At 67.1% G+C, this 26997-nt stretch carries 24 protein-coding genes; 16 read left to right on the top strand and 8 right to left on the bottom strand.

Going from position 1 to position 26997, the window contains the following annotated elements; translation table 11 throughout:
* Positions 1–51: 51 nt before the first annotated feature.
* The 4 genes from dinB to flgA form a co-directional block, all read right to left on the bottom strand.
* Complete coding sequence (dinB, locus tag ACNH6H_RS06420) at positions 52–1224, bottom strand: DNA polymerase IV (protein ID WP_418316595.1); 1173 nt, start codon at positions 1222–1224, stop codon at positions 52–54.
* A gap of 186 nt (positions 1225–1410) precedes the next feature.
* On the bottom strand, positions 1411–1842 hold the full coding sequence (locus ACNH6H_RS06415) for a hypothetical protein (RefSeq protein ID WP_418316593.1): 432 nt from the start codon (positions 1840–1842) through the stop codon (positions 1411–1413).
* A gap of 85 nt (positions 1843–1927) precedes the next feature.
* The gene (gene flgM / locus ACNH6H_RS06410; RefSeq protein ID WP_418316591.1) at positions 1928–2218 is read right to left on the bottom strand and encodes a flagellar biosynthesis anti-sigma factor FlgM; all 291 of its coding nucleotides are present in this window, start codon (positions 2216–2218) and stop codon (positions 1928–1930) included.
* Positions 2219–2360: 142 nt separating this feature from the next.
* On the bottom strand, positions 2361–3212 hold the full coding sequence (flgA, locus tag ACNH6H_RS06405) for a flagellar basal body P-ring formation chaperone FlgA (protein WP_418316590.1): 852 nt from the start codon (positions 3210–3212) through the stop codon (positions 2361–2363).
* A gap of 185 nt (positions 3213–3397) precedes the next feature.
* Here flgA and flgB point away from each other — a divergent pair, with 185 nt between their 5' ends.
* The 14 genes from flgB to ACNH6H_RS06335 all read left to right on the top strand — a co-directional run bounded on the left by flgB (position 3398) and on the right by ACNH6H_RS06335 (position 19401).
* Positions 3398–3835, top strand: coding sequence for a flagellar basal body rod protein FlgB (flgB, locus tag ACNH6H_RS06400; RefSeq protein WP_418316588.1), 438 nt, complete (start codon positions 3398–3400; stop codon positions 3833–3835).
* A 40-nt stretch (positions 3836–3875) separates the two neighbouring features.
* On the top strand, positions 3876–4292 hold the full coding sequence (gene flgC / locus ACNH6H_RS06395) for a flagellar basal body rod protein FlgC (RefSeq protein WP_418316587.1): 417 nt from the start codon (positions 3876–3878) through the stop codon (positions 4290–4292).
* A 42-nt stretch (positions 4293–4334) separates the two neighbouring features.
* Entirely contained in the window at positions 4335–4985 is a 651-nt protein-coding gene (locus ACNH6H_RS06390) for a flagellar hook assembly protein FlgD (protein WP_418316585.1), read from the top strand.
* Positions 4986–5043: 58 nt separating this feature from the next.
* On the top strand, positions 5044–6336 hold the full coding sequence (flgE, locus tag ACNH6H_RS06385; RefSeq protein ID WP_418316584.1) for a flagellar hook protein FlgE: 1293 nt from the start codon (positions 5044–5046) through the stop codon (positions 6334–6336).
* A gap of 61 nt (positions 6337–6397) precedes the next feature.
* Positions 6398–7126, top strand: coding sequence for a flagellar basal body rod protein FlgF (locus ACNH6H_RS06380; RefSeq protein ID WP_418316583.1), 729 nt, complete (start codon positions 6398–6400; stop codon positions 7124–7126).
* A gap of 52 nt (positions 7127–7178) precedes the next feature.
* Positions 7179–7961, top strand: a complete 783-nt coding sequence (flgG, locus tag ACNH6H_RS06375; RefSeq protein WP_418316582.1) for a flagellar basal-body rod protein FlgG — start codon at positions 7179–7181, stop codon at positions 7959–7961.
* Complete coding sequence (locus ACNH6H_RS06370; RefSeq protein WP_418316580.1) at positions 7961–8665, top strand: flagellar basal body L-ring protein FlgH; 705 nt, start codon at positions 7961–7963, stop codon at positions 8663–8665. Before flgG ends, ACNH6H_RS06370 begins: the two co-directional genes overlap by 1 nt.
* A 39-nt stretch (positions 8666–8704) precedes the next feature.
* Positions 8705–9871 carry a flagellar basal body P-ring protein FlgI gene (locus tag ACNH6H_RS06365; protein WP_418316579.1) on the top strand — a complete coding sequence of 389 codons (1167 nt, stop codon included), beginning with the start codon at positions 8705–8707 and terminating at the stop codon, positions 9869–9871.
* Entirely contained in the window at positions 9871–10797 is a 927-nt protein-coding gene (flgJ, locus tag ACNH6H_RS06360; protein ID WP_418316577.1) for a flagellar assembly peptidoglycan hydrolase FlgJ, read from the top strand. The genes ACNH6H_RS06365 and flgJ overlap by 1 nt, the downstream gene beginning before the upstream one ends.
* A gap of 22 nt (positions 10798–10819) precedes the next feature.
* Positions 10820–12823 carry a flagellar hook-associated protein FlgK gene (gene flgK, locus ACNH6H_RS06355; protein ID WP_418316575.1) on the top strand — a complete coding sequence of 668 codons (2004 nt, stop codon included), beginning with the start codon at positions 10820–10822 and terminating at the stop codon, positions 12821–12823.
* 12 nt (positions 12824–12835) lie between these two features.
* Positions 12836–14050: a flagellar hook-associated protein FlgL gene (flgL, locus tag ACNH6H_RS06350; RefSeq protein ID WP_418316573.1), complete on the top strand. Its 1215-nt coding sequence runs from the start codon at positions 12836–12838 to the stop codon at positions 14048–14050.
* Positions 14051–14111: 61 nt separating this feature from the next.
* On the top strand, positions 14112–15314 hold the full coding sequence (locus ACNH6H_RS06345) for an EAL and HDOD domain-containing protein (RefSeq protein WP_418316571.1): 1203 nt from the start codon (positions 14112–14114) through the stop codon (positions 15312–15314).
* Positions 15314–18664: a PAS domain S-box protein gene (locus ACNH6H_RS06340; RefSeq protein WP_418316569.1), complete on the top strand. Its 3351-nt coding sequence runs from the start codon at positions 15314–15316 to the stop codon at positions 18662–18664. Before ACNH6H_RS06345 ends, ACNH6H_RS06340 begins: the two co-directional genes overlap by 1 nt.
* Before the next feature lie 128 nt (positions 18665–18792).
* On the top strand, positions 18793–19401 hold the full coding sequence (locus ACNH6H_RS06335) for a response regulator (RefSeq protein WP_418316568.1): 609 nt from the start codon (positions 18793–18795) through the stop codon (positions 19399–19401).
* A 42-nt stretch (positions 19402–19443) separates the two neighbouring features.
* Here the strand turns inward: ACNH6H_RS06335 and ACNH6H_RS06330 are convergent, their stop codons facing one another.
* Positions 19444–20373 (bottom strand): sensor histidine kinase, encoded by a 930-nt coding sequence (locus ACNH6H_RS06330; protein WP_418316566.1) that lies wholly within the window; start codon positions 20371–20373, stop codon positions 19444–19446.
* 388 nt (positions 20374–20761) lie between these two features.
* Here ACNH6H_RS06330 and ACNH6H_RS06325 point away from each other — a divergent pair, with 388 nt between their 5' ends.
* Both ACNH6H_RS06325 and ACNH6H_RS06320 read left to right on the top strand, forming a co-directional pair.
* Positions 20762–21202: an Hpt domain-containing protein gene (locus tag ACNH6H_RS06325; protein ID WP_418316565.1), complete on the top strand. Its 441-nt coding sequence runs from the start codon at positions 20762–20764 to the stop codon at positions 21200–21202.
* Positions 21199–23445: a putative bifunctional diguanylate cyclase/phosphodiesterase gene (locus ACNH6H_RS06320; RefSeq protein WP_418316564.1), complete on the top strand. Its 2247-nt coding sequence runs from the start codon at positions 21199–21201 to the stop codon at positions 23443–23445. The genes ACNH6H_RS06325 and ACNH6H_RS06320 overlap by 4 nt, the downstream gene beginning before the upstream one ends.
* A gap of 15 nt (positions 23446–23460) precedes the next feature.
* Here the strand turns inward: ACNH6H_RS06320 and ACNH6H_RS06315 are convergent, their stop codons facing one another.
* The 3 genes from ACNH6H_RS06315 to ACNH6H_RS06305 are packed head-to-tail and all read right to left on the bottom strand — an operon-like array spanning position 23461 to position 26907.
* Positions 23461–25026, bottom strand: coding sequence for a class I adenylate-forming enzyme family protein (locus ACNH6H_RS06315; protein WP_418316562.1), 1566 nt, complete (start codon positions 25024–25026; stop codon positions 23461–23463).
* A complete protein-coding gene (locus tag ACNH6H_RS06310) occupies positions 25023–26036 on the bottom strand; it encodes a branched-chain amino acid ABC transporter permease (protein WP_418316560.1) in 1014 nt (337 codons plus the stop codon). Before ACNH6H_RS06310 ends, ACNH6H_RS06315 begins: the two co-directional genes overlap by 4 nt.
* Entirely contained in the window at positions 26026–26907 is an 882-nt protein-coding gene (locus ACNH6H_RS06305) for a branched-chain amino acid ABC transporter permease (RefSeq protein ID WP_418316559.1), read from the bottom strand. The genes ACNH6H_RS06310 and ACNH6H_RS06305 overlap by 11 nt, the downstream gene beginning before the upstream one ends.
* Positions 26908–26997 lie beyond the last annotated feature (90 nt).

Here is a 26997-nt window from a genome sequence, read left to right as displayed (position 1 = left end):
TGGAGCCGAATTCGGTTCACCGGCGCAGCCGTCGCTGTGCGTGGCGGCGAGTCAGAACAGCGGCAGAGTCTCGCCGCGCCGGATCGCGGCCCCGGCACCGCCTTCGCCAAGCTGCGAAACCGGCAGCAACGCGCCGGCGCGCACGCCGAGCAGGCGCAAGCGCCGACTCAGGTCGACGCGCTTCAGGCACTGGCCGGCGGCACGGCGGATCGCCGCGGCATCGGCAACATGGTCGGGCAGCGTCATCGCCCGGCTGACGATGCGGAAATCGTCGAAACGCAGCTTGACCGCGATATTGCGTGTCGCGTAGGCCTTGCGCTCGAGGTCGGCGGCGAGCTGGGCACACAGCCGGTTCAGGATCGCGGCCAGCGCATCGCGGTCTCGCACCGCATGCAGATCCCGATCGAAGGTCGTCTCGCGGCTGATCGAGACCGGCTCGCTGTGGGTCACCAGCGGCCGTTCGTCGCGGCCGTGCGCCGCGGCGTGCAGCCAGGCGCCATAGCTGCGGCCGAAGGTCTCGCACAGCCAGTTCGGTTCGGCGGCCGCGAGGTCGCCGATCGTGTGGATGCCGAAACCAGCCAGCCGCAGGCTCGCCTTCGGGCCGATGCCGTTGATCTTCGCTGCCGGCAACGGCCAGATCCGGTCGGCGATCTCGTCGGCCGCCAGCAGCGTCAGGCCGTCGGGCTTGTCCAGATCGGAGCAGATTTTCGCCAGCAGCTTGTTCGGCGCGACGCCGATCGAGCAATGCAGGCCGGTCGCCGCCGTCACCGCGGCCTTCAACCGTGACGCAAGCGCCTTGCCGGCATCATCCTGCGCACCGGGCAGGTCGCTGAGGTCGATATAGATCTCGTCGATGCCACGATCCTCGACCTGCGGCGCAATCTCGCGCACCGCGGCCTTGAACAGACGGGAGAAATGACGGTACTGGTCGAAATCGACCGGCAGCAGCACCGCGTCCGGTGCCAGCCGTGCCGCCTTCATCACGCCCATGCCGGACGAGACGCCGAAGGCGCGTGCCGCATAGGTCGCGGTGGTGATCACGCCGCGGCCGGCGTAGTCGCGCAGCCGCGCAAATCGCCGGCTGCCGTCCGGACGGATCTGCGGCGCATGCTGGCGGCCGCCGCCGATGACAACCGGCAGGCCTTTCAGTTCGGGGTAGCGGAGCAGGTCGACGGACGCATAAAAGGCGTCCATGTCGAGGTGGGCGATCAGGCGGCGGTTCATCGGCTGGGGCGGCAACAGCCGCTAGCCTAGCCCGAATATTCACCAGGTCGCTGAAAGGCGCTTGAAACGCTGCATGGATGCTGCGTTTCGCGGCCACCGACCACAAGTCCCTGTAGGCTTCATCGCTACCCGGTGAGATATCCGGGCTGGCAGTGCGGCGCAGTGGCGCCGCGCAGCGTGATCGCGTCAGGCCTCGAGGACGGCGCCGATCCTGGCTCTGGAATGGCCGCCGTTCGGGCGGTAGATCGCCGGCACTTCGCGCGGCAGCAGCACGTCGATCGCCCGATCGAGCGCCGCGGTGGCGCGGGCAAAGGATTCGCGTTGCGCGGCGACATGGCCGCCGGTATTCGCCAGCCGGCGACGCAGCGCCGGCGGGATCGGTGCATTGCGGGCGGCGCGCGAAAAATCGTCGATCGCGCTGGCCAGCGAGCGCTGCAGTTCGGCCGATTCGCGCTCGATGGCCGGCAGGTCGCGCTGCAGCAGCGCCTCGCCGAGTGCCGCGAGCCGTGTCTCGACAGCGCTCAGGCTCAGTTCGAGGCCTGCATTGCTTGCCTGGTCGAGGTCGCTCTGCGGTTGGCCCGGAATCGACGCTGCGTTGGCTGCGCTCGGAACGTTCATGCTTGTCTGCTCACCGGTGAGGGGGGTCGAAAGGAAGCGGCGGCCGGACCGCTGGTGCGGCCGGCTCGGTATCGCAACAGGCGCGTCAGTGCGGCCGGCTCAGCAATTCCCTGGCGTTGGCCAGCAGCTTGTCGGCAATCGCTTCCGGATTGACCTTGAATTGACCCTGGCTGATCGCATTCGAGATGCGCTCGACCTTGGCCGCATCGAAATCCGCGTCGGCGCCATCGAGCAGCGTGGTCGCGGCATTCGACAGTTCAACCTTGGCGCTGCCGGTGCTGCCCGCGGCCGTTGTACGCTCCGCATCGGCCGCCTTGCCACGCGGGGTCGCAACCGGTTGCAGACCGGGCTTGTCGATTGGGTTGCCGATTTTCATCACATACTCCTGAAAGGCATTGCCGTCGAAGGGGCTGTGCCGGGTTCACGCGGGTCCATTGACACTGTTATCGACCGGTTGTCGATCGACTTTAGGGTAATTGTGGAGTCTTTTGCACCGGGCTGGCTTGCGGCAGTCGCTGTCATGGTCGCACCTCGACGCGTCGTTCGCCAGCGGCATAGCCGCTGATGATCTTGCCGGCGTCGGTGCGCACCCGCACCGCCCGGCCCTCGATGCCATGCGACAGCGCCTCGCCCTTGGCGCTGATCGAGAATCCCGGGCCGTTGGCGACAACCTTCACGACATCGCCGGCGGCAAACCACTGGCGCGGCCGCAGGTCGACGGCGCGAACCGCCTGGCCGGCCTGGATGCGGCGCAGCAGCACCCGGCCAGTGGCCTGATCCGGATCGGCAATGATCGGTGATGCTTCTTCGGCCAGATCGATCTCGCCTTGAATCAGATCGTCGGCACCGATCACCGCGCCCTGGGCCAGTGAACCTGCGGCCACCCAGGCCGGACCGAATACCTTCACGGTGATCGGAAGATAGACATTCCATGGCGTCGGGCCCTGCGTGCAGCGCAGTCCGATGCGTGCCTTGCCCCACAGCCGGGTGGCGGTCGGCAGATAGGGTTCGACCCGTTCGCATGGCGCGAGCTTGAGACGTGGATCGAGCCGGCCGACTTCGATCTCGACGCGGTTGACACCGGCAACCGCCTGCTGGCTGCTGTTCAGCGCCAGCTTCTCCAGTTGCATCTGCAGCGACTGCTCGAGTTCGGCCGGCAGCGCGTTCGGCGCAGCGGCGGCACCGCCAGCGGCCGCGCCGGCGCCCGGGTCACCAATCACCAGCGGGCTGACGGTGGCCGCCGATGCGGCAGCCGTCAGGCCGCCGAGCAGCGCCGCGGCGATCGCGACGCGCCGGGCATCGCGCAGCCGCAGTCCGCGCAATCCGCTGCGGGGCGAGTGGTCCAGGGCACGGTGGGTCTGCGTCTTCATGCCGAGACTGTAGTTTCCGCCGCCGTCTGCCATCGCCGCGAATTGCGCCCGGTTGGCCCCGCTTATCCCGCTAATGTTTTGACGGTGGCTGCTCAGAATCCTTCACATCCGGGGAATGGCCGATGCCGATGTGCTGCACATCGCACCGGGTCCAGCCCCCACCGTCGAATCCGCAGGAGCAGCCGATGCTGAACCGTCTCACCGATGCGCTGAATTTCCATGGCGATGCGCTCGCGTTGCGGTCGCAGCGGCAGCAACTGCTGGCCAGCAACATCGCCAACGTCGATACGCCGAACTACCAGGCGCGTGAACTCGATTTCAAGACCGCATTGCGCGATGCCACCGCTCAGCCCGGCGCCGGCGCTGCCGGCCGCGGTGCGATGCTGGCAACGAGCAGCCGCGGCCACATCACCGCCGGACCGGCGCTGGCGTCGACCGCAGGGCTGGCCGGTGACCGCTTCCTGTATGCACGTCCGGCACAGACCAACCTCGACGGCAATACCGTCGACATGGACCGCGAGCGCGCGAGTTTTGCCGACAACGCGGTCAAGTACGAAGCCAGCCTGCGCTTCATCAACGGCAACGTGCGGACCATGCTCGACGCGATCAAGGGGCAATCGTGAGAACGACTGAATCCGCATCGGCAGCACAGGGAGGCAAACCATGAGCCTGGCCACCATCTTCAATGTCTCGGGCAGCGCAATCAGCGCGCAAAGCCAGCGGCTGAACGTCGTCGCATCGAACCTCGCCAACGCCGATACTGTCGCCGGGCCCGACGGCAAGGCCTACAAGGCGCGGATGGTCGAATTCCAGACCCAGCTGCTCGGCGCCTCGCCGGAGGATCCGGCAGCCGCCGGCGTGCGGGTATCGACGATCCGCGAGGACGACAGCCCCGGCAAGCGGCTGCACAACCCGACCCATCCGAATGCCGATGCCGACGGCTATGTGACCTACAGCAACGTCGATCCGGTCAACGAGATGGTCAACATGATCTCGGCATCGCGGTCGTACCAGAACAACGTCGAGGTGATGAATACCGCGAAGACGCTGTTGATGAAGACGCTGCAGATGGGCCAATAAGCCCACACGGCCTCGAACTCCTGAAACGATCCGGAAGCCCCGATGACCACCGTCACCAACAACCTGAATACCGCGCTGCTCGGCGATTCGCCGGCCGCCAGCTCGTCGAAAAGCGACGCGGCCAGTGCCGACCGCTTTCTGAAGCTGCTGGTCACGCAGATGCAGAACCAGGATCCGCTGAACCCGCTCGACAACGCGCAGGTGACCAGCCAGCTCGCGCAGATCAATACCGTCAACGGCATCGAAAAGCTGAACAGCACGGTGCAGGGCTTGTCCGGCCAGTTCATGCAGATGCAGGCGCTGCAGGGCGCCTCGCTGGTCGGCCGCGATGTCGTGATCGCCGGCAACCAGCTGTCATTGACGTCGGGCATCGGCCAGGGCGGCTTCGAACTGGGCGGGCCGGCCGACTCGGTCAGCGTCGAGATCCTGTCGCCCGGCGGCCAGGTCGTCGATACGCTGCAGCTCGGTGCACACAGCGCCGGCAAACACAGTTTCAACTGGCCGGCCGGCAATGCCGATGCCTCCAGCGGACTGAGTTTTCGCGTGCGTTCGGTCAGCGGCGGCGTCGAAACCAGCTCGACCGCGCTGATGAAGGCGCCGGTCACCTCGGTCAGCACCAGCGGCAACAGCCTGCAGCTCGAACTGGCCGGCGGCAGGACCGTCGCCTACGCCGACATCAAGGCATTCAACTGATTTTTTCCCGAACGATCCGCCCGGCAGATCGCCACCCCGTCATCACAAGGACCCCGCCATGAGTTTCCAACAAGGCCTCTCCGGTCTCAATGCCACCAGCAAGAGCCTGGACGTCATCGGCAACAACATCGCCAATGCCAACACCTTCGGCGCGAAGGCCGCGCGGGCCGAGTTCGCCGATGTCTACACCGCATCGCTGAGCGGCACCACCGCAACCAGCATCGGAACCGGTGTCAACCTGGCGGCTGTCTCGCAGCAGTTCACGCAGGGCAGCATCACGACCACCGCCAATTCGATGGACCTGGCGATCAGCGGCTCGGGCTTCTTCCAGATGACCGATGGCCAGAACCCGGCGGTCTACAGCCGCAACGGCCAGTTCAAGATCGACAAGGACGGCTTCATCATCAACAACCAGCAGATGAAGCTGATCGGCTACCAGGCCGACGGCCAGGGCGTGATCCAGCCGGGCCAGGCGAAGCCGCTGCAGCTCCCGACCGCCGGCATCGCGCCGCGGGCGACCGAAGGCATCAAGATGGAGCTGAACCTGGACTCGCGCGCCGCCGCGACCGAGCAGCCCGCCGGCCTGCCGGCGATCGTCTTCTCCGATCCGAAGACGTACAACAATTCGACGTCGGTGACGGTGTTCGATGCGAAGGGCCAGGATGTCGCGCTGACCTACTATTTCCAGAAGTCGGCAAGCCCGCGGGATGACCACTGGAATGTCTACGTCACCGCAAATGGCGAACCGATCAGCGGTACGCCGGGTGCACCGCAGCCGTCGCTCGAGATCCAGTTTGCGCCGAACGGCGGCTCGCCGGACTTCACGCCGGCAGCGGTGCCCCCAGCCTCTCTGCCGGTGGTCGATATCCCGGCGTCGACGAATGTCAATGGCGCACCGACGCTGCCGATCACCGGCGTCGCGCTCGGCTTCACCGGCGTGACCCAGTACGGTGCGAAATTCAGCGTCACCGACATCACGCAGGACGGCTATGCGCCCGGCCAATTGAGTGGCATCTCGATCGAGGGCAACGGCATCGTGCTGGCCCGTTATTCGAACGGCCAGTCGAAGCCGGGTGGCCAGATCGAACTGGCGAACTTCCGCAATCCGCAGGGCCTGAACCCGCAGGGCGGCAATACCTGGACGCGCAGCGTGACCTCGGGTGACCCGGTGCTCGGCATTCCCGGCGACGGCGGCCTCGGCGCACTGCGTGCCGGCGCGCTCGAGGAATCGAACGTCGACCTGACCGGCGAACTGGTCAGCATGATCACCGCGCAGCGGATCTACCAGGCCAATGCGCAGACGATCAAGACGCAGGACCAGGTGCTGCAGACGCTGGTCAACCTGAAATGACGACGGCAACGTCGTCGTGAATCCGGTGCAGTTGCACTGATCGTCGAAACGGAGCGATGCGATGGATCGGATGATCTACCTGTCGATGTCGGGCGCGCGGGCGATGCTCGACCGCCAGGCGGTGCTGGCGAACAACCTCGCCAATGTCTCGACGACCGGATTCCGCGCCGAACTGAGCGCATTCCGTGCGGTGCCGGTCGAAGGCGACGGCGCCAGCACACGCGTCTTCGCGCTCGAGACCTCGGTTGGTTACGACCCAAGCGAGGGGCCGACGATTCCGACCGGCCGCAACCTCGATGTTGCGATGAAGGGCAATGCCTGGCTGGCGCTGCAGTCGCTGAACGGCACCGAGGCGTATACGCGGGCCGGCGCGTTGACGGTGCGCGAGGACCGCACGCTCGTCAACCACAGCGGGCTGGTCGCGCTCGGCGCCAACGGGCCGATCCAGGTGCCGGCGGACAGCGAGATCAGCATCGCCTCCGACGGCACCGTCAGTGCCGTGAAAGGCAATGCGCCGGCGGTTGTCGTCGGCAAGCTGAAGCTGGTGACGCCGGCAGAACCGTTCCAGCGCGGCGCCGATGGCCTGTTCCGCACCCGCGATGCCGCCGCACTGCCGGCCGATCCGGAAGCCAAGCTGCAAGGTGGCGCGCTCGAAGGCTCGAACGTCAGCCCGGTTGGCGGCATGGTCGCGATGATCGCGGCGTCGCGCCAGTTCGAATCCCAGATGAAGCTGCTGCAGACCGCCGAGAGCGACGAGAAGGCAGCCGCCCAGTTGTTGTCGGTCGGCTGAGCCGTACCGATGCCGTGCAAGCGACAACCATGACAAGCACAGGAGTGCCGCGATGATCCGATCCCTATCGATTTCCAAGACGGGCATGGAAGCCCAGCAGTTGCAGCTCGACACGATCGCGCACAACCTCGCCAACGTCAGCAGCAACGGCTTCAAGCGTTCGCATGCGGTGTTCGAGGACCTGATGTACCAGAACCTGCGGCAGGCCGGCAGCAACAACGCCGGCGAGTCGACGCTGCCGACCGGGCTGCAGGTCGGCCTCGGCACCCGCGCGGTGGCGACCGCCCGGCAGTTCAGCCAGGGCAATCTGCAGCAGACCAGCAATCCGCTCGACATGGCGGTGCTCGGCCAGGGATTTTTCGAGGTGCAGATGCCCGACGGCACCGCCGGCTATACCCGCGACGGCTCGTTCCAGGTCAATTCGCAGGGCCAGCTGGTCACCAACAACGGCTATACCGTGACGCCGGGCATCACGATCCCGCCGAATGCGCAAAGCATCAGCGTCGGCAGCGACGGCACCGTCAGCGTGACCTTGCCGGGGCAGGCCGGCGCACAGGCGGTCGGCCAGATCCAGCTTGCGAGTTTCGTCAATCCGGCCGGCCTCGAGCCGAAGGGCCAGAACCTGTTCACCGAAACCGCCGCCTCCGGCAATCCGACGGTCGGAACGCCAGGCCAGAACGGACTCGGCGGGCTGCGCCAGGGTTTTGTCGAGACCTCGAACGTCAATGTCGTCGAGGAACTGGTCGCGATGATCCAGACCCAGCGCGCCTATGAGCTCAATTCGAAGGCGATCCAGACCACCGACCAGATGCTCGCGAAACTGAGCCAGATGTGATGACGCGAGCCAAGTTTTCGAATCTTGCGCGGCCTGCAGCCGTCTTCGGCGGCGCTGCGCTGTGCCTGGCACTGGTCGGCTGCGAGACCGTCAACCGGCGTCCGAAGGTCGATCTGGCACCGACGGTGGTGCGGCCGCTGCCGGTTGTTGCGGTGGCGCCGATCAACAATGGCGCGATCTTCCAGCATGCGCAATACCGGCCGCTGTTCGAGGACCACCGCGCGCGGATGGTCGGCGATGCATTGACGGTGCGGATTGCCGAGAAGGTCTCGGCGACGCAGTCGAGCGTCAGCTCGGTCGACAAGAAGGGCAGCGTCAAGGCCGGCATCAGCGCGATTCCGTTCTTTTCGGCCAATTCGTTCAATCGCGCGAGTGCGACCGGTTCGTCGGCGAACAGCTTCGAAGGCAAGGGCAGCACCGAGAACAGCAACGACTTCTCCGGCACGATCACCGCGCTCGTCACCGACGTGCTGCCGAACGGCCATCTGCTGATCGCCGGCGAGAAACAGGTCGGCGTCAACCACAATGTCGACATCCTGCGCTTTACCGGCCAGGTCGACCCGCGCGCGATCCAGCCCGGCAATGTCGTTGCCTCGGCGCAGATCGCCAATGTGCGGATCGAGAACCGCGGGCGTGGTGCACAGGCCGATGCCCAGGGAATAGCGTGGTTGTCGCGCTTCTTTTTGAGCGTTCTGCCGATTTAAGTTTGCCGAGAATGGGCAACAGCCACTTCAGCTGTTGCCATGAACACCCCGACCCCACCCGAGCACACGCCGTCCACCGGAACCAGCCCTGACCGATTGGTCAGGCTGCTGGTCGTGCTGGCGCTGCTGGCGGCCAGCGCCGCCTTGTGGTGGCCGGCGCCGGCCGAAGCGGCACGGATCAAGGAGGTTGCGTCGGTGCAGGGCGTACGCAGCAACCAGCTGGTCGGCTACGGCATCGTTGTCGGTCTCGACGGCACCGGCGATCAGAGCACGTCGGCGCCGTTCACGACGCAGAGCATCAATGCGATGCTGCAGCAGATGGGTGTCACGGTGCCGGCCGGCACGACGATGCAGCTGAAGAACGTCGCATCGGTGCTGGTCACCGCACAGCTGCCGGCATTTGCGCAACCGGGCCAGACGATCGACGTCAATGTCTCGTCGCTCGGCAATGCAAAAAGCCTGCGCGGCGGCACGCTGATCGTGACGCCGCTGAAAGGCGCCGACGGGCAGGTCTACGCGGTCGCCCAGGGCAACCTGATCGTCAGCGGCGCAGGTGCCGCCGCCGGCGGCAGCCAGGTGCAGATCAACCACCTGAGCGCAGGCCGGATTCCCGATGGCGCGAGCGTCGAGCGTGCGGTGCCGACGCCGCTGAACGACGGCAAAACGCTGCAGCTCGATCTCAATGCGAGTGATTTCAACACCGCCCGCCGGGTCGCCAATGCGATCAACAAGAAGATCGGTTCCGACGTCGCGCAAGCGATCGATGGCCGCGTCGTCAGGGTCAACCTGCCGCCGGAGGCGTCGCGGGTGGCCTTCATGGCCGATATCGAGAACCTCGAGGTCGAGCGCTCGATTCCGTCGGCCAAGGTCGTGATCAATGCGCGCACTGGCTCGGTGGTGATGAACCAGGCGGTGACGCTGGCCGCCTGCGCGGTGGCGCACGGCAGCCTGTCGGTGACGATCGCGACGACGCCGCAGGTCAGCCAGCCGAATGCGCTGGCCGGCGGCCAGACCGCGGTGGTCGAGAAATCCGACATCACGATCAAGCAGGAGCCGGGAGCGCTGATCGCGCTCGCGGCCGGAACGAGTCTGGCCGACGTGGTCAAGGCACTGAATTCGCTGGGCGCGACGCCGCAGGATCTGCTGGCGATATTGCAGGCGATCAAATCGGCAGGCGCGCTGAATGCCGATCTGGAGGTGATTTGATGAAACTCTCGCTGCCAGACAGCCCGATGGCGATCCGCGGCGGTTCGGCGCGGACCGCCGATCTGGCCCTTGCCGGCGATTCGCGCAGCACCGATGCGCTGAAGGCCAAGGCCGCGCGCAATCCGAAGGAAGCGATCAAGGACGCGGCCAAGCAGTTCGAGGCGCTGTTCATGCAGGAACTGATGAAAAGCATGCGCAAGGCGACGCTGGCCACCGGCATGCTCGACAACGACGCCAGCCGGATGGGCACCGAGATGCTCGACCAGCAGTTCGCGACCCAGATGACCGGCATGCCCGGCGGGCTGGCAGCGGCGATCGCCCGCCAGCTCGAACGGCAGATGGGCGGCGGCACGGCGCAGCCGACCGAGCCGCCGAACGGCAAGCTGGCTGGCAGCAGCGACATCGCAACGCCGGAGGAGATCGCGCGCGCTGCCGCTGCGGCCGGCACCGGCACCAAGCAGGCCGATTTCGTCAGCCAGCACAACGATGCCGCGGAAGCCGCCGAGGCGGCGACCGGCATCCCGGCCAGCTTCATGGTCGCGCAGGCGGCGCATGAATCGGGCTGGGGCAAACGCGAAATCAGGAATGCCGACGGCAGCACCTCGTTCAACGTGTTCGGCATCAAGGCCGGCGGCAGCTGGACCGGCAAGACCGCCGAGGTGATGACGACCGAATATGTCAATGGCCGGCCGCGCAAGCAGGTTGCGAGCTTCCGCTCGTACAACTCGTACGAGGAAGCGTTCAAGGACTACGCGAAGCTGATGAAGAACAGCCCGCGCTACAGCCAGGTCGTGGCCAATGCCAGCACCGCGCAGGGCTTCGCGCAAGGCCTGCAGCGCGCCGGTTATGCGACCGACCCGGCCTACGCCGCAAAGCTGACCCAGGTCATCAATACGACGCTGCGGCTGCAGCGCGTATTGACCTGACGGCCGGCGCGAAGGAGCCACGATGCCGGTCAGCCCGTTGATGGCGCTTGGCGCGCAGGCAATGCATGCCAACTACGCGGCATTGCAGACGACCGGCAACAACATCGCGAATGCCCATACCGCCGGCTATTCGCGTCAGCAGGTCGAACTGTCGACCGCGATGGCGCAGGGCAGCCCGTCGGGCTTCTTCGGCCGCGGCGTCGACGTGACGACGGTGACCCGGCTGCACAACCAGTTTCTGACCCGCGAGGCGGCGGCCAGCCGTTCGGCGGCAGCCTCCGATGCGGCGCTGAACCGGCAGCTGCAGCAGCTCGAGCGGGTGTTCCAGACCGGCGAGATGGGCATCGGTCATGCAGTCGGCGAATTGTTCAACGCATTCGCGGATGTCGCCGCGAAACCGATGGACCTGTCGGCGCGCCAGGTCGCGCTGGGTCGGATCGACGAGACGGCGGGCCGTTTCCGCACCGCGCAGACGCAGCTCGATACGCTGCAGAGCGGTATCAATCAGGAGCTGAAGACGTCGGTCGCCGCTGCCAACGGCCTGACCCGGCAGATCGCCGATCTGAACCAGCAGATCTCGCTGGCGCGGGGCAGTGGCCATGCGCCGAACGACCTGCTCGATCTGCGCGACTCGACGCTGTCGAAGCTCAGCGAGCTGCTGCAGATCAATACGGTGGCTGCCGACGATGGCAGCGTCAATGTCTTTCTCGCCGGTGGCATGAACCTGGTGCTCGGCACCCAGACGGTCGCGCTGACGACGGTCGCCGACCCCTTCGACCCGGCGAAACTGCAGCTCGGCATCCGCCAGGGCAATGCCGAACTCGAGGTGCCGGCCAACATGCTGGGCGGCGGCTCGATCAGCGGCCTGATGCTGTTCCAGAACCGCGACCTCGTCGATGCGCAGAACCGGCTCGGCCAGCTGGCTGCCGGCGTTGCCGATCAGCTGAACAGGCAGCAGGGCCTGGGCATCGATCTGAACGGCCAGCCCGGCGGTGCGCTGCTGCAGGTTGGCGCTGCGCAGGTGCTGCCGGCCAACAACAACAGCGGCAATGCATCGATTGCATTGACGGTTGCCGACAGCTCGCAGCTTCGCGCCAGCGACTACGAGCTGGTCCGCGACTCCGCCGCCTCGTATTCGCTGCGCCGGCTCAGTGACAACCATGTGTTCAGCCCGCCCGAACTGCCGGCATTGACACCTGGCGTGCTGAGTGCCGGTTTCCGTGTCGACGGCATCACGATCCAGCTGGCCGGTGCCGCCGAACCAGCGAACGGCGACCGTTTCCTGATCCGGCCGCTGGCCGCTGCCGCTCGCGACATCGCGCTGGCGATGGACCATCCACGCGGCATTGCAGCGGCTTCTCCGGTCAGCGCGTCGACCGCTGCAGCGAATACCGGCACGATGGGCATCGACCGGTTGACGGTGCTGACGCCGATTGCCGCGCCGGTGGCCGACGTCGTGTTGCGTTTCGACCGCGACCCGGTGACCCAGGCGACGACCTATACCTGGAGCACCGACGGCGGCGCGACGTTTTCGCCGACGCCAGAGACATTGCTTCCCGGCCAGCCGATTGTTTTCCCGGTCGGCGCTGCCGACCCGCAGTGGCGCCTGAGCCTGCGCGGCACGCCGGCGATTGGCGACAGTGTGCGGATCCAGCCGACCGCGCTGGCGGCGAACAACAACGGCAATGCCAATGCGCTGCTCGGCCTGCGCGATCTGGGAATGATCGGCGCCGACGTCGACAACCAGTCCGGCGGCGTCAGGTCCGCGGCCAGCAGCTTTGGCGATGCCTGGGCCAACCTGCTGGCCGATTTCGGCGTCCGTGTGCAGACCGTGAAGGCGGTGGCCAAGCAATCCGCAGCGGTTGCCGAGGCGGCACAGACGCAGGCTGCCAACAATTCAGGCGTCAACCTCGACGAGGAGGCGGCGCGGATGATCCAGTTCCAGCAGAGCTACCAGGCAGCGGCAAAGATGCTGCAGGTCGCCCAGGCGGTGTTCGATTCGCTGCTGCAGGCGGCATCGCGGTAACGGAGACAGGCGATGAGAATCAGTACCGCAAACAGCTATGACGCCGGCGTCGTTACCTTGCAGCGGCGGCAGACCGAACTGACCGATGCGCAGGAGCGGCTGACCAGCGGCAAGCGGGTGACCCGCGCCAGCGACGATCCGGTCGCCGCGGCCAGGGCCGAACGGGCGCTCGCCGGCGAGGCACGGGTTCGCGCCAGCGAACGCAGTGTCGAAAACAGCCGCTCGATGATGATGCAGGCCGAAGGTGCACTCGGCGAAGCCGGCGAACTGATGCAGCAGGCACGCGAGATCATCGTCAATTCGGGCAATGCGAGCTACGGCGCAGCCGAGCGCAAGTCGATGGCGGTGCAGCTCGGGCAGATCCGCGACCAGCTGATGGCGATCGCGAACCGCTCCGACGGCGCCGGCAGCTTCCTGTTCGGCGGTCAGGGTGCCAGCGTGCAGCCGTTCGTCGATTCGCGCCCGCAAGCCGGTGTCGTGCCCGAGCAGACCGGCGCCACCTATGTCGGCAGCGCCGGCGTTGCGATGACCGAACCGGGCAGCAACCTGCCGCTGGCGCTCGACGGCGCGGCGATCTGGCTGTCGGCGCGAACCGGCAACGGCGTCTTCGACGTCCGTCCGCCAACCGGCGGCCAGGGCGCATGGGTCGAAACGGCGCGCGTCATTGCGCCTGGCTCGATCACCGGCAACAACTACGACGTCGCCTACGACGCAGCGACGCAATCGGTGGCCATCACCAACACCGACACCGGCGCGGTGGTCGGTTCGCGGCCGTTCGTCGCCGGCCAGGCGATCGAGTTCGACGGCATCGAACTGACGCTGAACGGCACGCCGCTCGACGGCGAGACCTACCGCATCGTGCCGTCGACCGCCAATCTGAGCGTCTTCGGCGCGCTCGACAAGGCGGTGGCGGACCTTTCAAATGGCGCCGGTGGCGCGGCGCTGAACCAGTCGGTTTTCGACAATCTGCGCAACCTCGATGCCGCGATGGGCGGGCTGCAGGCGGCGCGGTCACGGGCCGGCGAGGCCTTGTCGCGGATCGACAGCGCGTCGAACCAGCTGGCCAGCGAAAAGCTGCACCACCAGACCGAACGCGCAAGCGCCGAGGACCTGGACATGGTCGCGGCGATCTCGGAGTTCGAGAGCAAGCAAACCGGCTACGATGCAGCGCTGAAATCGTATTCGATGGTCCAGCGCATGTCGCTGTTCCAGTACCTCAACGTTTGAACCTGTCGACGGGTGTCCCTACCGGTGCCCGCGCAGGCGGTGCAAGGCAGGGAGCCATCCAGTGTTCGACATTGCAATCCTCGGTCAGGTGGCGCTTGGCTATTCGCCGTTCATCGACCGCAGCCGCAATGTCACCGCAACGCGGCTGACGATTTTTTCGCTGCGCCCGGAACTGGCGCTCGACGCCGCGGAACTGCTGCATGCGGTCGCCGGCGTCTGGCCGGCCGGCGGCGCCCGGGTCTCGCTGAACGTGACGTCCGAGTCGCTGCTGCGTGACCTGCTCGGCTCCGGCTTGCCGACCAATGTGATGGTCGAGGTGCCGGCCTTCATGGCCGCCGACGAAGCCAATGTCGAATCGATCCGTCGCCTGCACCGCGACGGCATCCAGTTGCTGATCAAGGGCCGGCCGCTGACCGAACTGCCGCGCGAGATCCTGCCGTGTTTCAAATATTCGATCATCGACGTCGTCGATGACCGCCGGCTCGCCGACCCGCGGCCGGTGCCGGCCGGCGTGACGCGCAGCATTTCGCATGTGCAGTCGGGCGTGCGCAGCGTCGGCGCGATGGACGAGAGTTTCAAGCGCGGCGCCGTCGCGGTGCTCGGCTGGCCGTTCGACGACCTGAGCGGCCAGGCGGCATCGACCCGTTCGACGATCCACCCCGACCTGCAGGTCATCGTCGAACTGATCAACCAGGTCGACCACGAGGAACCGATCGAACGCCTCGAGCAGACACTGAAGCGCGACCCGTCGCTGGCCTTCAAGCTGATGCGCTACATCAATTCGGCGGCGTTCGGCTTCCAGGTCGAGATCGGCTCTTTCCGGCATGCGATCATGCTGCTCGGCTACCAGCGGCTGAAGCGCTGGCTGGCGCTGCTGCTGGCCACCGCAAGCAAGGATGCCGACATGCAGCCGGTGATGTTTGCCGCGGTGCGCCGCGGCATGCTGATGGAGGAACTGACGCGGGCGACGTCGGACGAGGCGATGCGCAACGAGATCTTCATCTGCGGCGTTTTTTCGCTGCTCGACTGCATGTTCCGCCAGCCGTTCGATGTGCTGCTGAAATCGCTGCCGGTCAGCGAGCGGATCAGCCAGGCGCTGCTCGAGCAGAGTGGTCCGTACCAGCCGTTCCTCGAACTGGTGAAGGCGATCGAATCGGAGTCTCGAACCGACTACCTCGAGGCGGCGGACGGCCTGCTGATGAGCGTGACCGAAATCAACCGCGCGGTGCTGCGTTCGCTCGGCACCGCGATCCAGCTCGGCTGATGGCGGGCACCAGGGAGATGCCGGAAACCGCGACCGCTGAGGTGACCGGCGCTGCCGTCAACGAACTCATCCGGCTGCAGTGGCAGTCGCCATTTCCGGCCTGGCTGCAGGACCACCGCTTCCGCCTCGTCGATGTCAATCCGGCATTGCTGGCTTTTCTCGGTTTCCCGCGCGAGCGGTTGATCGGCCGCGATCCGGTCGATTTCCAGCCGCCCGAGGACCACGCCCAGATCCGGGCTGCCCGCAAGCGGCAGGCCGAGGAAACCGCCGGCGACGCGGTGGCGCAACTGGTCGAGCAGCGGATGCTCGATGCGCAGGGCCGCGAACGCTGGGCGCGGATCTCGTGCCGGTCGCTGCACGACGATGCCGGCCAGGTGTTCTACCTGTCGATGCTGCAGGACACCACCGCCGAACATGTCGCCCGCGAGCGCGCCGACCGTTCGGCGCGCGAACTCGATGACTGGTTCGTGCTGAGCCCGTTCGGCATGGTCTTGTACGACGAGGCCGGCCTGCTGGTACGCACCAATCCGGCCTTCGAGCAGTTGATCGGCCAGTTGCCGATGACGCTCGACGATGCGCCGGCCAGCCTGCAGCATCTGCTGGCGTGGGACGACAGGATCCGGCCGGGCAAGGGTCGGCAGCGCCTGCCGGAGCTGCAGCCGGGCGGGCCGCCGCTGGTCAGCCAGGGCTGGCTCGCATTGGGCGATGGCAGCCAGCGCCATCTGCGCGCGACGGTGCGCTGCTACCGCACCTTCGACGGAGAACAGCGCTTCATGGCGGTCGTCGAAGACCGCAGCGCTGAGGAGGAACGAGACCTGGCGCAGGTGCAGATCGGTGCGCTGATGGATACCGCAGGTGTCGGGCTGGCGACTTTCCAGGAATCGTCGGGATGGGTGCGGCAGCGTGCCCGGCCTTCGCGGGCGGCGCCGGGCGGCGGCGCCAGCGCCGGCAAGGCGGCCAAACCACTGTCGGCGGCGCTGCAGTCGATCAACCGCGACATCGTGCTGCCTGAATCGCTGCCCGAATACGAGCGGCTGCAGCATGCGCTGCGCCATGCGCAGCAGGCCGAGGTTCGGTATGCGATCCGCCATCCGGAACTCGGCAACCGCTGGCTGCTGACCCGCGTCGAGCCGGCGACGCTGGCCTCCGGCAAGCGCACGACGTCGGTCGTCACGCTCGACATCACCGAGCAGCAGTTGACACTCGCGCGCAGCGAGCAGCTGCTGCGCGAGGTCAGCACCATCCTCGAGAGCAGCGCCGCCGGCATCGCCTATGTGCGCGGCGCGGTGCTGGTGCGCTGCAACCGCCGCTTCGAGGCGATGCTCGGCCTGCGCCGCGGCCGGATCGCCGGCAGCAGCGTGCACGACATCTTCGCCCGCCAGCCGCAGGCGCGGCGCATTCTCGAGGACACGATGAAGGCGCTGGCCGCCGGCAAGCGCTTCGAGACCGAATTCGAGGTCGCGCCGGAACACGAACGCCTGCCGCGCAAGTGGTATGCGCTGTCGGTGCGGCGCACCGGCGCGCCTGGCGAGCAGACCGAAGTGATCGCGGTGCTGTCCGACATCACGCGGCTGAAGACGCAGCAGGCCGAGCTCGAGCGACTGGCCCGGGACCGCGAGCTGATGTTCAGCCTGTCCGAGGTCGGCATCGCCTTCGTCCGCCATGGCTGCATCCAGCGCGCCAACCAGGCGCTCGCGCAGCTGACCGGCCGAACCGTCGAGGAACTGCTGCTGTCGCCGCTGGAGATCCTGTTCGCCGACTCGGCTGCCTACCAGCGTGAGTCCGGCGTCGAGCAGGCGGCGTTGCGCCAGCATGGACGCTGGGTCGGTGAGCGCCAGTTGCGCCGCGTCGACGGGCGTCTGATCTGGGTCCAGGTCAGCCTGCGGCTGGTTCGCGAAGGCGATCCCGGCAGCGGCATGATCGCCGCCTACGTCAATGTCGACGACCGGCACCGCGCCGAACAGGTCGTTGCGCTGCAGGCCGAACGCACGCGGGCGATCCTCGATTCGGTGCTGGTCGGCATCGTCACCGTCGGCCCGCGCGGCATCGAATGGATGAACCGCTCGGCGCGCCGGATGTTCGGCGGCGACCTGGTCGATTTTCTGAACCAGTCGATCGCCACCGTCGCGACGCCCGACCCGGACCATCCGTTCCGCCAGACACACTATCTGAACGAACTGGTCGAAGGCGAGGCGGAGACCTTCGAATGCCAGGTCAAGGCGCGCGACGGCCGCCAGTTCTGGATCGTCGGCAATGTCGTCGCGACCGGCCGCGATGCGACCGGCCGGCAGCTGACCTACGCCCTGCTCGACGTCGAGCGACGCCGCATGGCCGAGGCGCGGATGTCGCAGGCGCAGGCGTCGCTGCAGCGCGTGATCGAGGCGGCGCCGTTGGCGATCAGCCTGCGCGACGCCCGCACGCTGAAGATCCTGCAGGTCAACCAGACCGCTGCACTGAGCGTCGGTCGCAGTCCGAACGAGCTGATCGGTCTCGAGCCGGAACAGATCTTCCCGCCGACGATCGCGGCGCAGCGGCGGGCCGACATGGTGCAGGCACTCGGATCGGCCGAAGTCACGCAACGCGAATACCGCGTCGAACGTGCCGGCGAGGCGCAGGTCTGGGACGCGCGTTATCTGCCGCTGGCAACGGTGGCCGGCCAGGCGCCGAGCCAGCTGCTGATGGTCGCGACCGACGTCACCGAGCAGCGCGCGGCGCAACAGGCGAAATTCGATGCGGCGATCAGCCAGCGCGAGATGCTGGTCAAGGAAGTGCACCACCGGATCAAGAACAATCTGCAGGGCGTCGCCGGCCTGCTGCAGCAGATCGCGCAGCGCAAGCCGGAAGTCGCGCCGGCCATCTCCGAGGTGGTCGCGCAGGTGCAGGCGATCGCACAGGTCTACGGGCTGCAGGTCGGGGTCAGCGGGCCGCTGCGGGTGAAGGCGCTGGTCGAATCGATCACCGCCTCGGTGCAGCGCACCTTCGGCTGCCAGATGGAGCTGGCGATCGTCGGCGATTCGCCGCAGAGCTGGGCGCTGCCGGAGGCGGAGTCGATCCCGGTCGCGTTGACGATCAACGAACTGCTGACCAATGCCGTCAAGCACAGCGCCGGTCTGGCCCGCGTCGACTGCCGGCTCGAGGCCGGCGAGGGCGAGGTGAGGATCGTCATCTCCAACCTCGGGCGCTTGCCCGAGGGTTTCCAGCTCAGCCGCTTCCCGGGAGGTGTGTCCGGCCTCGGGCTGGTGCGTGCATTGCTGCCGCGGCGCAGCGCGGTATTCACGCTCGAGCAGCACCGCGACGAGGTGCGCGCGACGGTGGCGCTGGTGCCGCCGGGGGTGACCCGGCTCGACTAGCACGCCCGAACGGCAGTGGTGCAGGACTGCTCGGCTGTTCAGCCCTGTGGCTTTTTGCAACAATGCGTTGCGGCCGCTCGGCGATGGACCGGCGAAGCGGCTACTTTCTGCGTATTGGCAAAGGTCGAATGGCGAACAAGGGCAAGATCCTGGTGGTGGATGATGACCGGCTGGTGCTGGCCACGCTGGCGCACGGCCTGTCGCAGGCCGGATACGACGTCATCGATACCGACAACGGCGACGATGCGATCCTGCTCGCGCGCGAACACCGCCCCGACCTGGCGCTGCTCGATATCCGGATGGAAGGCAAGAGCGGCTTCGACGTCGCCACCTATCTGCGCGACTATTGCCAGATGCCCTTCATGTTCCTGTCAGCCTTCTCGGACGATGCGACGGTCAACCATGTGAAGCAGCTCGGCGCGGTGGCCTATCTGGTCAAGCCGCTGGATATCCAGCAGATCGTGCCCGCGGTCGAGGCCGCATTTGCCAACATCGAGCGCGGCGCCGTTGCTGCGCGGCCGCAGCCGACTGCCGGGCGCGCGGCCAATGAGCAGGCTGCGATGCTGCCGGCGGTAGCCATGGCCGCCGGCGTATTGATGCACCGTTATTCGCTGTCGCGCACGGCCGCGTTGCAGCGGCTGCAGCGCATCGCCGACAGCGAGGGCAGGCCGCTGGCCGAGCAGGCCGAGCGGCTGCTCGAGGCGGTCGAACTGCTGTCGTCTTCCGGCGAACGCTGAGCGCGCTTTCCGCGCGCGCCGCCGGGGCGGCGGCCGAGCGACTCAGTCCGGGCGGATCGAGAAGTGGAAGCGCGCGCCGCGATTGACTTCCGATTCGGCCCAGATCTCGCCGTTGTGGCGACGGATCACGCGGCGTACCGACGCCAGGCCGATGCCGGTGCCCTGGAAATCATTGGCGCTGTGCAGGCGCTGGAAGACGCCGAACAGCCGATCGGCAAAACGCATGTCGAAGCCGGCGCCGTTGTCGCAGATGCTGAAGGTCTGTTCGTCGCGCGGATGGCGGCCGAAGCTGATCTCGGCCTGTTCGCATTTGCCAGTGTATTTCCACGCGTTGCCGAGCAGGTTCTCGATCACGACGCGCAGCAGCACCGGGTCGCCGACCACCTGCATGCCGTCCTCGATGTGCAACTGCACCTGGCGATCGGGAGACTGCCGGCGCAGATCGTCGGCGACATAGTTCGCCAGTTGCGACAGGTTGACCGGCTGGCGCGCCAGCGGCTGGCTCGACAGGCGCGACAACGCGAGCATCGCGTCGATCATGCTGTTCATCCGTGCTGCGGCGCCGAGCACGCGGTCGAGGTGGTCGTTGCCGACGCGGTCGAGGACGCGGCCGTAGTCCTCCTTCAGGATCCGCGTAAAACCTTCGACGACGCGAATCGGTGCGCGCAGGTCGTGCGAGACGGTATAGCTGAACGATTCCTGATCCTCGGGTGCGGTGTTGGCCGGGGCTGCTGCAGCAGCGGCCGCTGTGGGCGCGGCAGCGCCGGCGAGCGCCGATTGGCCCTCGGTCCGCCGTTGCTCGATCGAGTCGAGCCGCTGGCGCAGCTGCTGTTCGCGCCGCAACAGCGTCAGGCAGAGCATCGCCATCACCAGCATCGCCAGCAACAGCAGTGCCAGCAGCGCCGGCCAGACCCAGGCCGGCATCGCGTGGTCGCCGATCTGCTGCTGGGCATGCGCCGCCGAGGCGAGCATCAGCAGAGGTGCTGCAACAAGCCGCCGATACAGTCGCCCCTCGCCGCAGCGAGGGGCAGCACCCGGCCGGCGCGCTGACGGGTGCTCGGAGTTGCAATGCAGGGGCGCCGTTGCCATTTGAATCATTGTAAGGAGGGCGCGCGCCCGTCCGGCCGCAAGCACGGTCGTCAAGTTTTACCGCTGTCGGCCGATGAAGAGTCGTGGCAGCGCCACAGCGACGAGGCGCCAAACGCAGCCGATAGGCGGCCTGTGGCCGCGGGTCGGCGGCGGATGCGGCACACTATCGCGCTGTGATCTGATGATTAAAAAGGGGTCCGGGGCGCTCGAATCGGCCGTCGGACCGCGCAATCCGATGACCGATTCGAACCGTTCCGAACAAGCCGAACCGATGCCGTTTTCTCGACGCCCGAAGGCAGCCGCCAGCGCCGGAAACGCCGGCGATGCGGGTGCGGGCGCGTCCGGCAGCGAGCGGGGCGCCATTCTCGATCCGGAGTCGTTGCAGCGTCTGCGCGAACTCGATCCGCGCGGCGACGCCCGTCTGCTTGAAAAGGTGATCGACGCCTTTTGCAGCTCGACCGCCAGGCTGCTGCCGCAACTGCGCGAGGCCGCTGCCGCCGCCAATCTGGGCGGCGTCCGTCATGTGGCGCACACGCTCAAATCATCGTCGGCCAGCCTCGGTGCGTTGCAGTTGTCGCGACTTTGTGCCGATCTGGAGCAGCAGATTCGCGACAACGCCGTCGTCGGCCTCGATCGGCAGGTCGAACAGATTGGCACCGAAATCGCGGTCGTGATACAAGCGCTTGATGGCTTGAAGGACGCTGCGCAATGAACCATGACGGGCACCGGGTCGACAACGACGCAATGGCGCAGCCCAAGGTCCTGCTCGTCGACGATGACGAGGTCAACCTGCTGCTGACGTCGCAGGCGCTGCGCGAACGCGGCTTTGCGGTGACCGAGGCGACCAGCGGCGAACACGCGCTGCGGCTGCTTGGCAAGATGGCCCCCGACGTTGCCGTGCTCGATGCGGTGATGCCGGGTCTCGACGGCTTCGAGACCTGCCGCCTGCTGCGCGACCTGCCCGGATTCGAATCGCTGCCGGTGCTGATGCTGACCGGCCTCGACGACGACGCATCGATCAACCGCGCCTACGAGGCCGGCGCGACCGACTTCTTTGTCAAGTCGACCCAGTGGAGCCTGCTCGCCGGCCGGCTGCGTTATCTGCTGCGTTCGTCTCGCACCCGGCAGGAACTGGAACGCAGCAAGGCCAAGCTGGCCCGCGCGCAGGATCTGGCACGGATGGGCAGTTTCGACTGGCGGCGCCAGCAGAGCAGCCTGAACCTGTCGGCCGAAGGGCTGCGTGTGCTCGGCTTCCTGACCGACCAGCCGGTGGGCTTCCGCAAACTGCTGCGGATGTTGTCGTACGAAGACCGCGGCGGCCTGCTCAGCGTGTTGCACGAGATCTTCCGCCACAACTCGGTGATCGCGACCGACATCCCGATGACGCTCGACGACGGGCGGATGCGCATCATCCATACCGAGGCCGAGCCGGAGTTCAACGAACACGGCATGCTGATCGGCTATACCGGCATCGTGCAGGACGTCACCGACCGGCGGATGGCCGAGGACAAGATTCGCCATCTGGCCAATTTCGATGCGCTGACCGGCCTGCCGAACCGCCGCCAGTTGATCTGGCGCGCCGAGCGCGCGCTCGAGCATGCGAAGCGGCTGAACCACCAGGTCGGCCTGTTGCTGATCGACCTCGACCGTTTCAAGGTCATCAACGACACGCTCGGCCACGGCGCCGGCGACGATCTGCTGACCGAGGTCGCGCGGCGGCTGCGCTCGTGCGTTCGCCATTCCGACCAGGTGATGGAAAGCTCGCTCGAGAGCATGGCATCGCGGTCCCACCGCACGCTGGAGGCGGTTGGCCGGCTCGGCGGCGATGAATTCGTCGCGCTGCTGCCCGAGGTGGTCGACGAGATGGATGCCGAACGGGTCGCGATGCGCGTGCTCGACCTGATGCGCGAGCCGATCTTTGTCGGTGGTCAGGAATGTTTTGTCACCGCCAGCGTCGGCATTGCGCTGTACCCGCGTGATGGTGCGACGGTCGCCGACCTGATCCGCAACTCGGACATGGCGATGTATTCGGTCAAGTCGCAGGGCCGCAACAACCTGTCGCTGTACCGGCCTGCACTGGCCGGCAAGGGGCGCGAAAAACTCGAGCTCGAAAGCGCGCTGCACAAGGCGATCGAACGCAACGAACTGGTGCTGCACTACCAGCCGAAGATCGATGTGCGCGCCGCCCGGATGGTCGGCGCCGAGGCGCTGATGCGCTGGCAGCGTGGATCGGTGCTGGTGCCGCCGGGCGATTTCATACCGCTGGCCGAGGAAACCGGGCTGATCATTCCGATGAGCGAATGGGCGATCCGCGAGGCCGCCCGCCAGGTCCGGATCTGGCGCGACAGTTTCGGTTTTGCCGAGTCGATCGCCGTCAACCTGCCGAACCGGCTGTTCGAGCGAACCGACCTTGTCGACCACATCCATGAGGCGGTTTCGCACTACGGCGTACCGCACCATTCGATCGAGCTCGAGATCACCGAGACGGGGCTGATGCGCGATCTGCAGAACGTGATCCCTTCGCTGCACCGGCTCAACGAGATCGGCGTCGAGATCTCGATCGACGACTTCGGCACCGGTTATTCGTCGCTCGCCTACCTGACGACGCTGCCGATCAGCGAACTGAAGATCGACCGCAGCTTCGTGCGCGACCTCGGCATGACGCCGCAGAGTTCGGCGGTGGTCACCGCGATCATCGCGCTGGCGCGTTCGCTCGGCTTGCGTGTGGTGGCCGAAGGGGTCGAGAACCTGCGCCAGATGGAGGTGCTGCATCGGCTCGGCTGCACGGTGATGCAGGGCTTCCTGTTCAGCCGGCCGCAGCTGCCCGATGCCATCGATGCCTGGCTGCAGCAGACCGTGCTGCCGAAAAAGGCGCCGTGGATAGCCCGCGCCAACGAGGGCGCCGATGTGGTGCTCGGCGGCGCGGTGGCTGCGCGCGCCCATCCGGCGGCCTGACCGCCAGCGCGCGATTCAGCCGCGGATTGCCGGCGGCAGATTCGGCGGCGGGTTCTCCCACCATTCCCGCAGCCGCCGCTTGTCGACCTTGCTTGTGGTGCCGCGCGGCAGCGCGTCGACGAAGCGCACGTGGCGCGGTTTCTTGTAGCCGGCGAGCCGGCCGCGGCAATGGTCGATCACCTCCTCGGCGGTCAATGAACTGTCGGCTGTCGTGACGATGTAGGCGACCAGCGATTCGCCCCAACGTGAATCGGGCACGCCGATCACGCCGACTTCGATCACGTCGCCAAGCCCGGCGATGGCCTGCTCGACCTCGATCGGATAAACGACTTCGGTGCCTGTCTTGACCATGTCGGAATTGCGCCCGGCGATCCACAGGAAGCCTTCGTCGTCGCGCCAGGCGAGGTCGCCGGTTCGCCACCAGCCGTTGCGGATGCGGGTCGCGGTCTCGACCGGCTGCATCCAGTAGCCGGCGCAGACAAATGGGCTGCGCACGACGATTTCGCCGACGGCGCCGGGGCCGAGCGGCTGGCCGTCCGCGTCGTCGATGCGGATCTGCACGCCGAAGGCGGCGCGTCCGACCGAGCCGATCTTGCGCACGCCGTCTGCCGCCGGCAGGAAACAGGTCACCGGGCCGCCCTCGGTGCTGCCGTAGTTGTTGATGAATTCGGCCTGCGGGAACAGCGCCTGCGTGCCGCGGATCACCTGCAGCGGCGCGGCCTCGCCGCCGGTGATGATCAGCCGCAGGCAGCTCAGGTCGAGTCGCGGGTCGACGCGCGCGGCAAGCAACCTGCGCAGCATCGTCGGATAGATCGGCACGACGGTACCGCGCTGCTCGGATATGGTGGCCAGCAGCAGCCGCGGGTCGAAGCCGCGCGAGGCGCCGATCACCACGGTGCCGCCGCGCAGCAGCAGCGGCAGCGCCAGGTCCATCAACGGGCCGGCATGGAACAGCGGCCCGAAGACGACGGTGGTGTCACGCTCGGACAGGCCGAAATCGATGATCTTCGCGCTCGACGAGGCATATGCGCCGGCATGGGTGTAGATCACGCCCTTCGGCGCACCGGTCGTGCCCGATGAAAACATCAGCATCAGCACGGTGTCGGCGGCCGGTGCCGGTTGTTGCTCGTTGGCCGGCCCGGCGCGCAGCCAGCGCTCGTAGCTGGCGCCGGCAGGCGCGGCCGGCTCGGGCCGGTCGTCGAGCCACAGCAACTGCGCGGGGTAGCCGGGCTCGTCCTGCAGCGGTGCAAGCGTGCTCGAGAACGATTCGCCGGCAATCATCAGTTCCGGCGAACACGATGCCAGGATGCGCCCGATCTCTGCGCTGACCAGGCGGAAATTGATCGGCACGAAGATCGCACCGAGCATCGCGCAACCGAACATCAGCTCGAAGAACTGCGGGCAGTTGTGGGCCAGCAGCGCTACCCGGTCACCGCGCCGGATGCCGCTCGCTGCCAGTTCGCGCGCGACCCGGCAGGAACGGGCGTGCAGCTCTGCGTAGCTGGTGCGGCGTTGGCCATAAACCAGCGCAGTGGCAGCCGGACGGCGTTCGGCCTGCACGGCGAGTTGGATTGCGATCAAGAATTTTCTCCGCGGCGATGCGCTCGCCATGATGCCAGCCGGTGGCCGATCCAGCCGCCCGGGCGCAATGCCGCCTGGAAGCCGTCAGGAAACAGCAGGATCACGCCGATGATGATCATGCCCATTGCGCCGAGGTGCCAGTTCAGCAGCTTGCTCCAGGTGAAGTTGGCCAGCAGCTCGACGGCGAACGCGCCGGCAACCGGGCCGAATACCGTGCCGGCGCCGCCGAGCAGCAGGATCACGAAGGCCTTCACCGCCAGCCCCATGTCGAACATCGACGGCGGATCGATGTAGGTCAGCCACCAGGCCTGGATCGCACCAACCGCGCCGGTCATTGCGGCGCTGATCATCCAGGCCGCGGTCTTGTAGCGTGTCGTGTGCAGGCCGCAGGCCTCGGCCTTGGTCTCGTTGTCGCGGATCGCCCGGCAGCCGAGCCCGAGCCGGCGGCGATCGAATTCCCAGGTGATCCAGGTCGCCAGCAGCAGCGCTGCCAGCAGCAGGAAATAGAAGCGCCGGGCATTGAACAGCGGGCCGCCGTCAGGCAGCGGCAGCGACAGGCCCATGCCGCCGCCGGTCAGCGCCGACCAATTGGCAACCACCTCGCGCACGGCCTCGTTCAGGCCAAGTGTCGCGATCGCGAAATAATGGCCTTTCAGCCGCAGCAACGGCGGCCCGATCGCCAGCGCCAGCGTCGCGCAGAACAGTGTTGCGACGAGCGCTGCGGGTGCAAACGACCAGCCTGCGGTGCCCATCAGGATCGCAGTGGCATAGGCGCCGAGGCCGAAGAAGACGATGTTGCCGAATGCCGGGTAGCCGGTATAGCCGGCCATCAGGTTGATGCCCTGCGCAATCACCGCCATCGTGAATACCGCCGACAACACGCGCATCCAGTAGGCGTTGAGCCAGAACGGTGCCACCGCGAGCAGCAGCACCGCGAGCGCACACAGCAGCGGCAGCCAGCGGCTGAGCCGGCGCTGGTCGGCGTGATTGCTGGCGGCGCTAGCGGACACGGGCATCTCCGCCGGTGCGGGTGCCGAACAGGCCGCGCGGGCGCAGCAGCAGGATCGCCAGCAGCAGGAAGAAGCTGACCGCATCGCGCAGCCCCGGCGCGCCGAGGCCGGAGACCAGGTTTTCGGCGACACCGAGCACGATCGCCGCGACGATGGCGCCGGTCATGCTGCCCAGACCACCGAGCAGCACGATGACGAAGGATTTCAGCGTGAAGCTGTCGCCGGCGATCGGTGAAAACGCATACAGCGCGGCCATCAGCGAACCCGATGCGCCGGCCAATGCGGCGCCGATGCCGAAGGCCAGCATGCGCACGCGGCGCACGTCGATGCCGAGTGTCGCCGCGCCGCGCGGATTCTGCGCCACTGCATGGATCGCGTTGCCGAGCCGCGAGCGGCTCATGAACAGGTACAGCAGCCCGGTCAGTCCGAGTGCGAGCACGAATACCGCGATCCGCGTCCACGGCAGCCGGATCGGGCCGATCTGCAGCGCGGCGCTGGCATAAGGCATCGTCACCGCGCGGATGTCGGCGCTGAACAGCTGCAGCAGGATGTTGATGACGACCATGTTGACGCCGAAGGTCAGCACCAGCGTCATGAACATCGAACGGTGGATCACCCGCTCGATCAGAAAACGCTGCAGCAGCGCGCCGAGAACAAACAGCAGCGCGGCAGCAGCCGGCAAGGTCAGGAACGGGTCGATGCCGGTGTGCACATGCAGCCACCAGGTCAGGTAGGCGCCGGTCAGGATCATCGAGCCGTGCGCGAGGTTGATCAGCCCGGTGACGCCCCAGATCACCGAAAACCCGATCGCCATGCACGCATACAGGCCGCCCAGCAGGATGCCGGACAACACGACCTGCAGCGTCAGCATGGCGGCAGCGCCGGTGGCGTCGTCGCCATGCGCTGGTTCACGGCGGCGCCCGCCTGCTGCGGCTGCGCCGCGCCACCGACAGCCGCAGTG

Source organism: Pseudideonella sakaiensis (genome assembly GCF_048320135.1).
Lineage (GTDB): Bacteria > Pseudomonadota > Gammaproteobacteria > Burkholderiales > Burkholderiaceae_C > Ideonella_A > Ideonella_A sakaiensis_A.
This window is presented reverse-complemented; position numbering and strand designations above follow the sequence as displayed.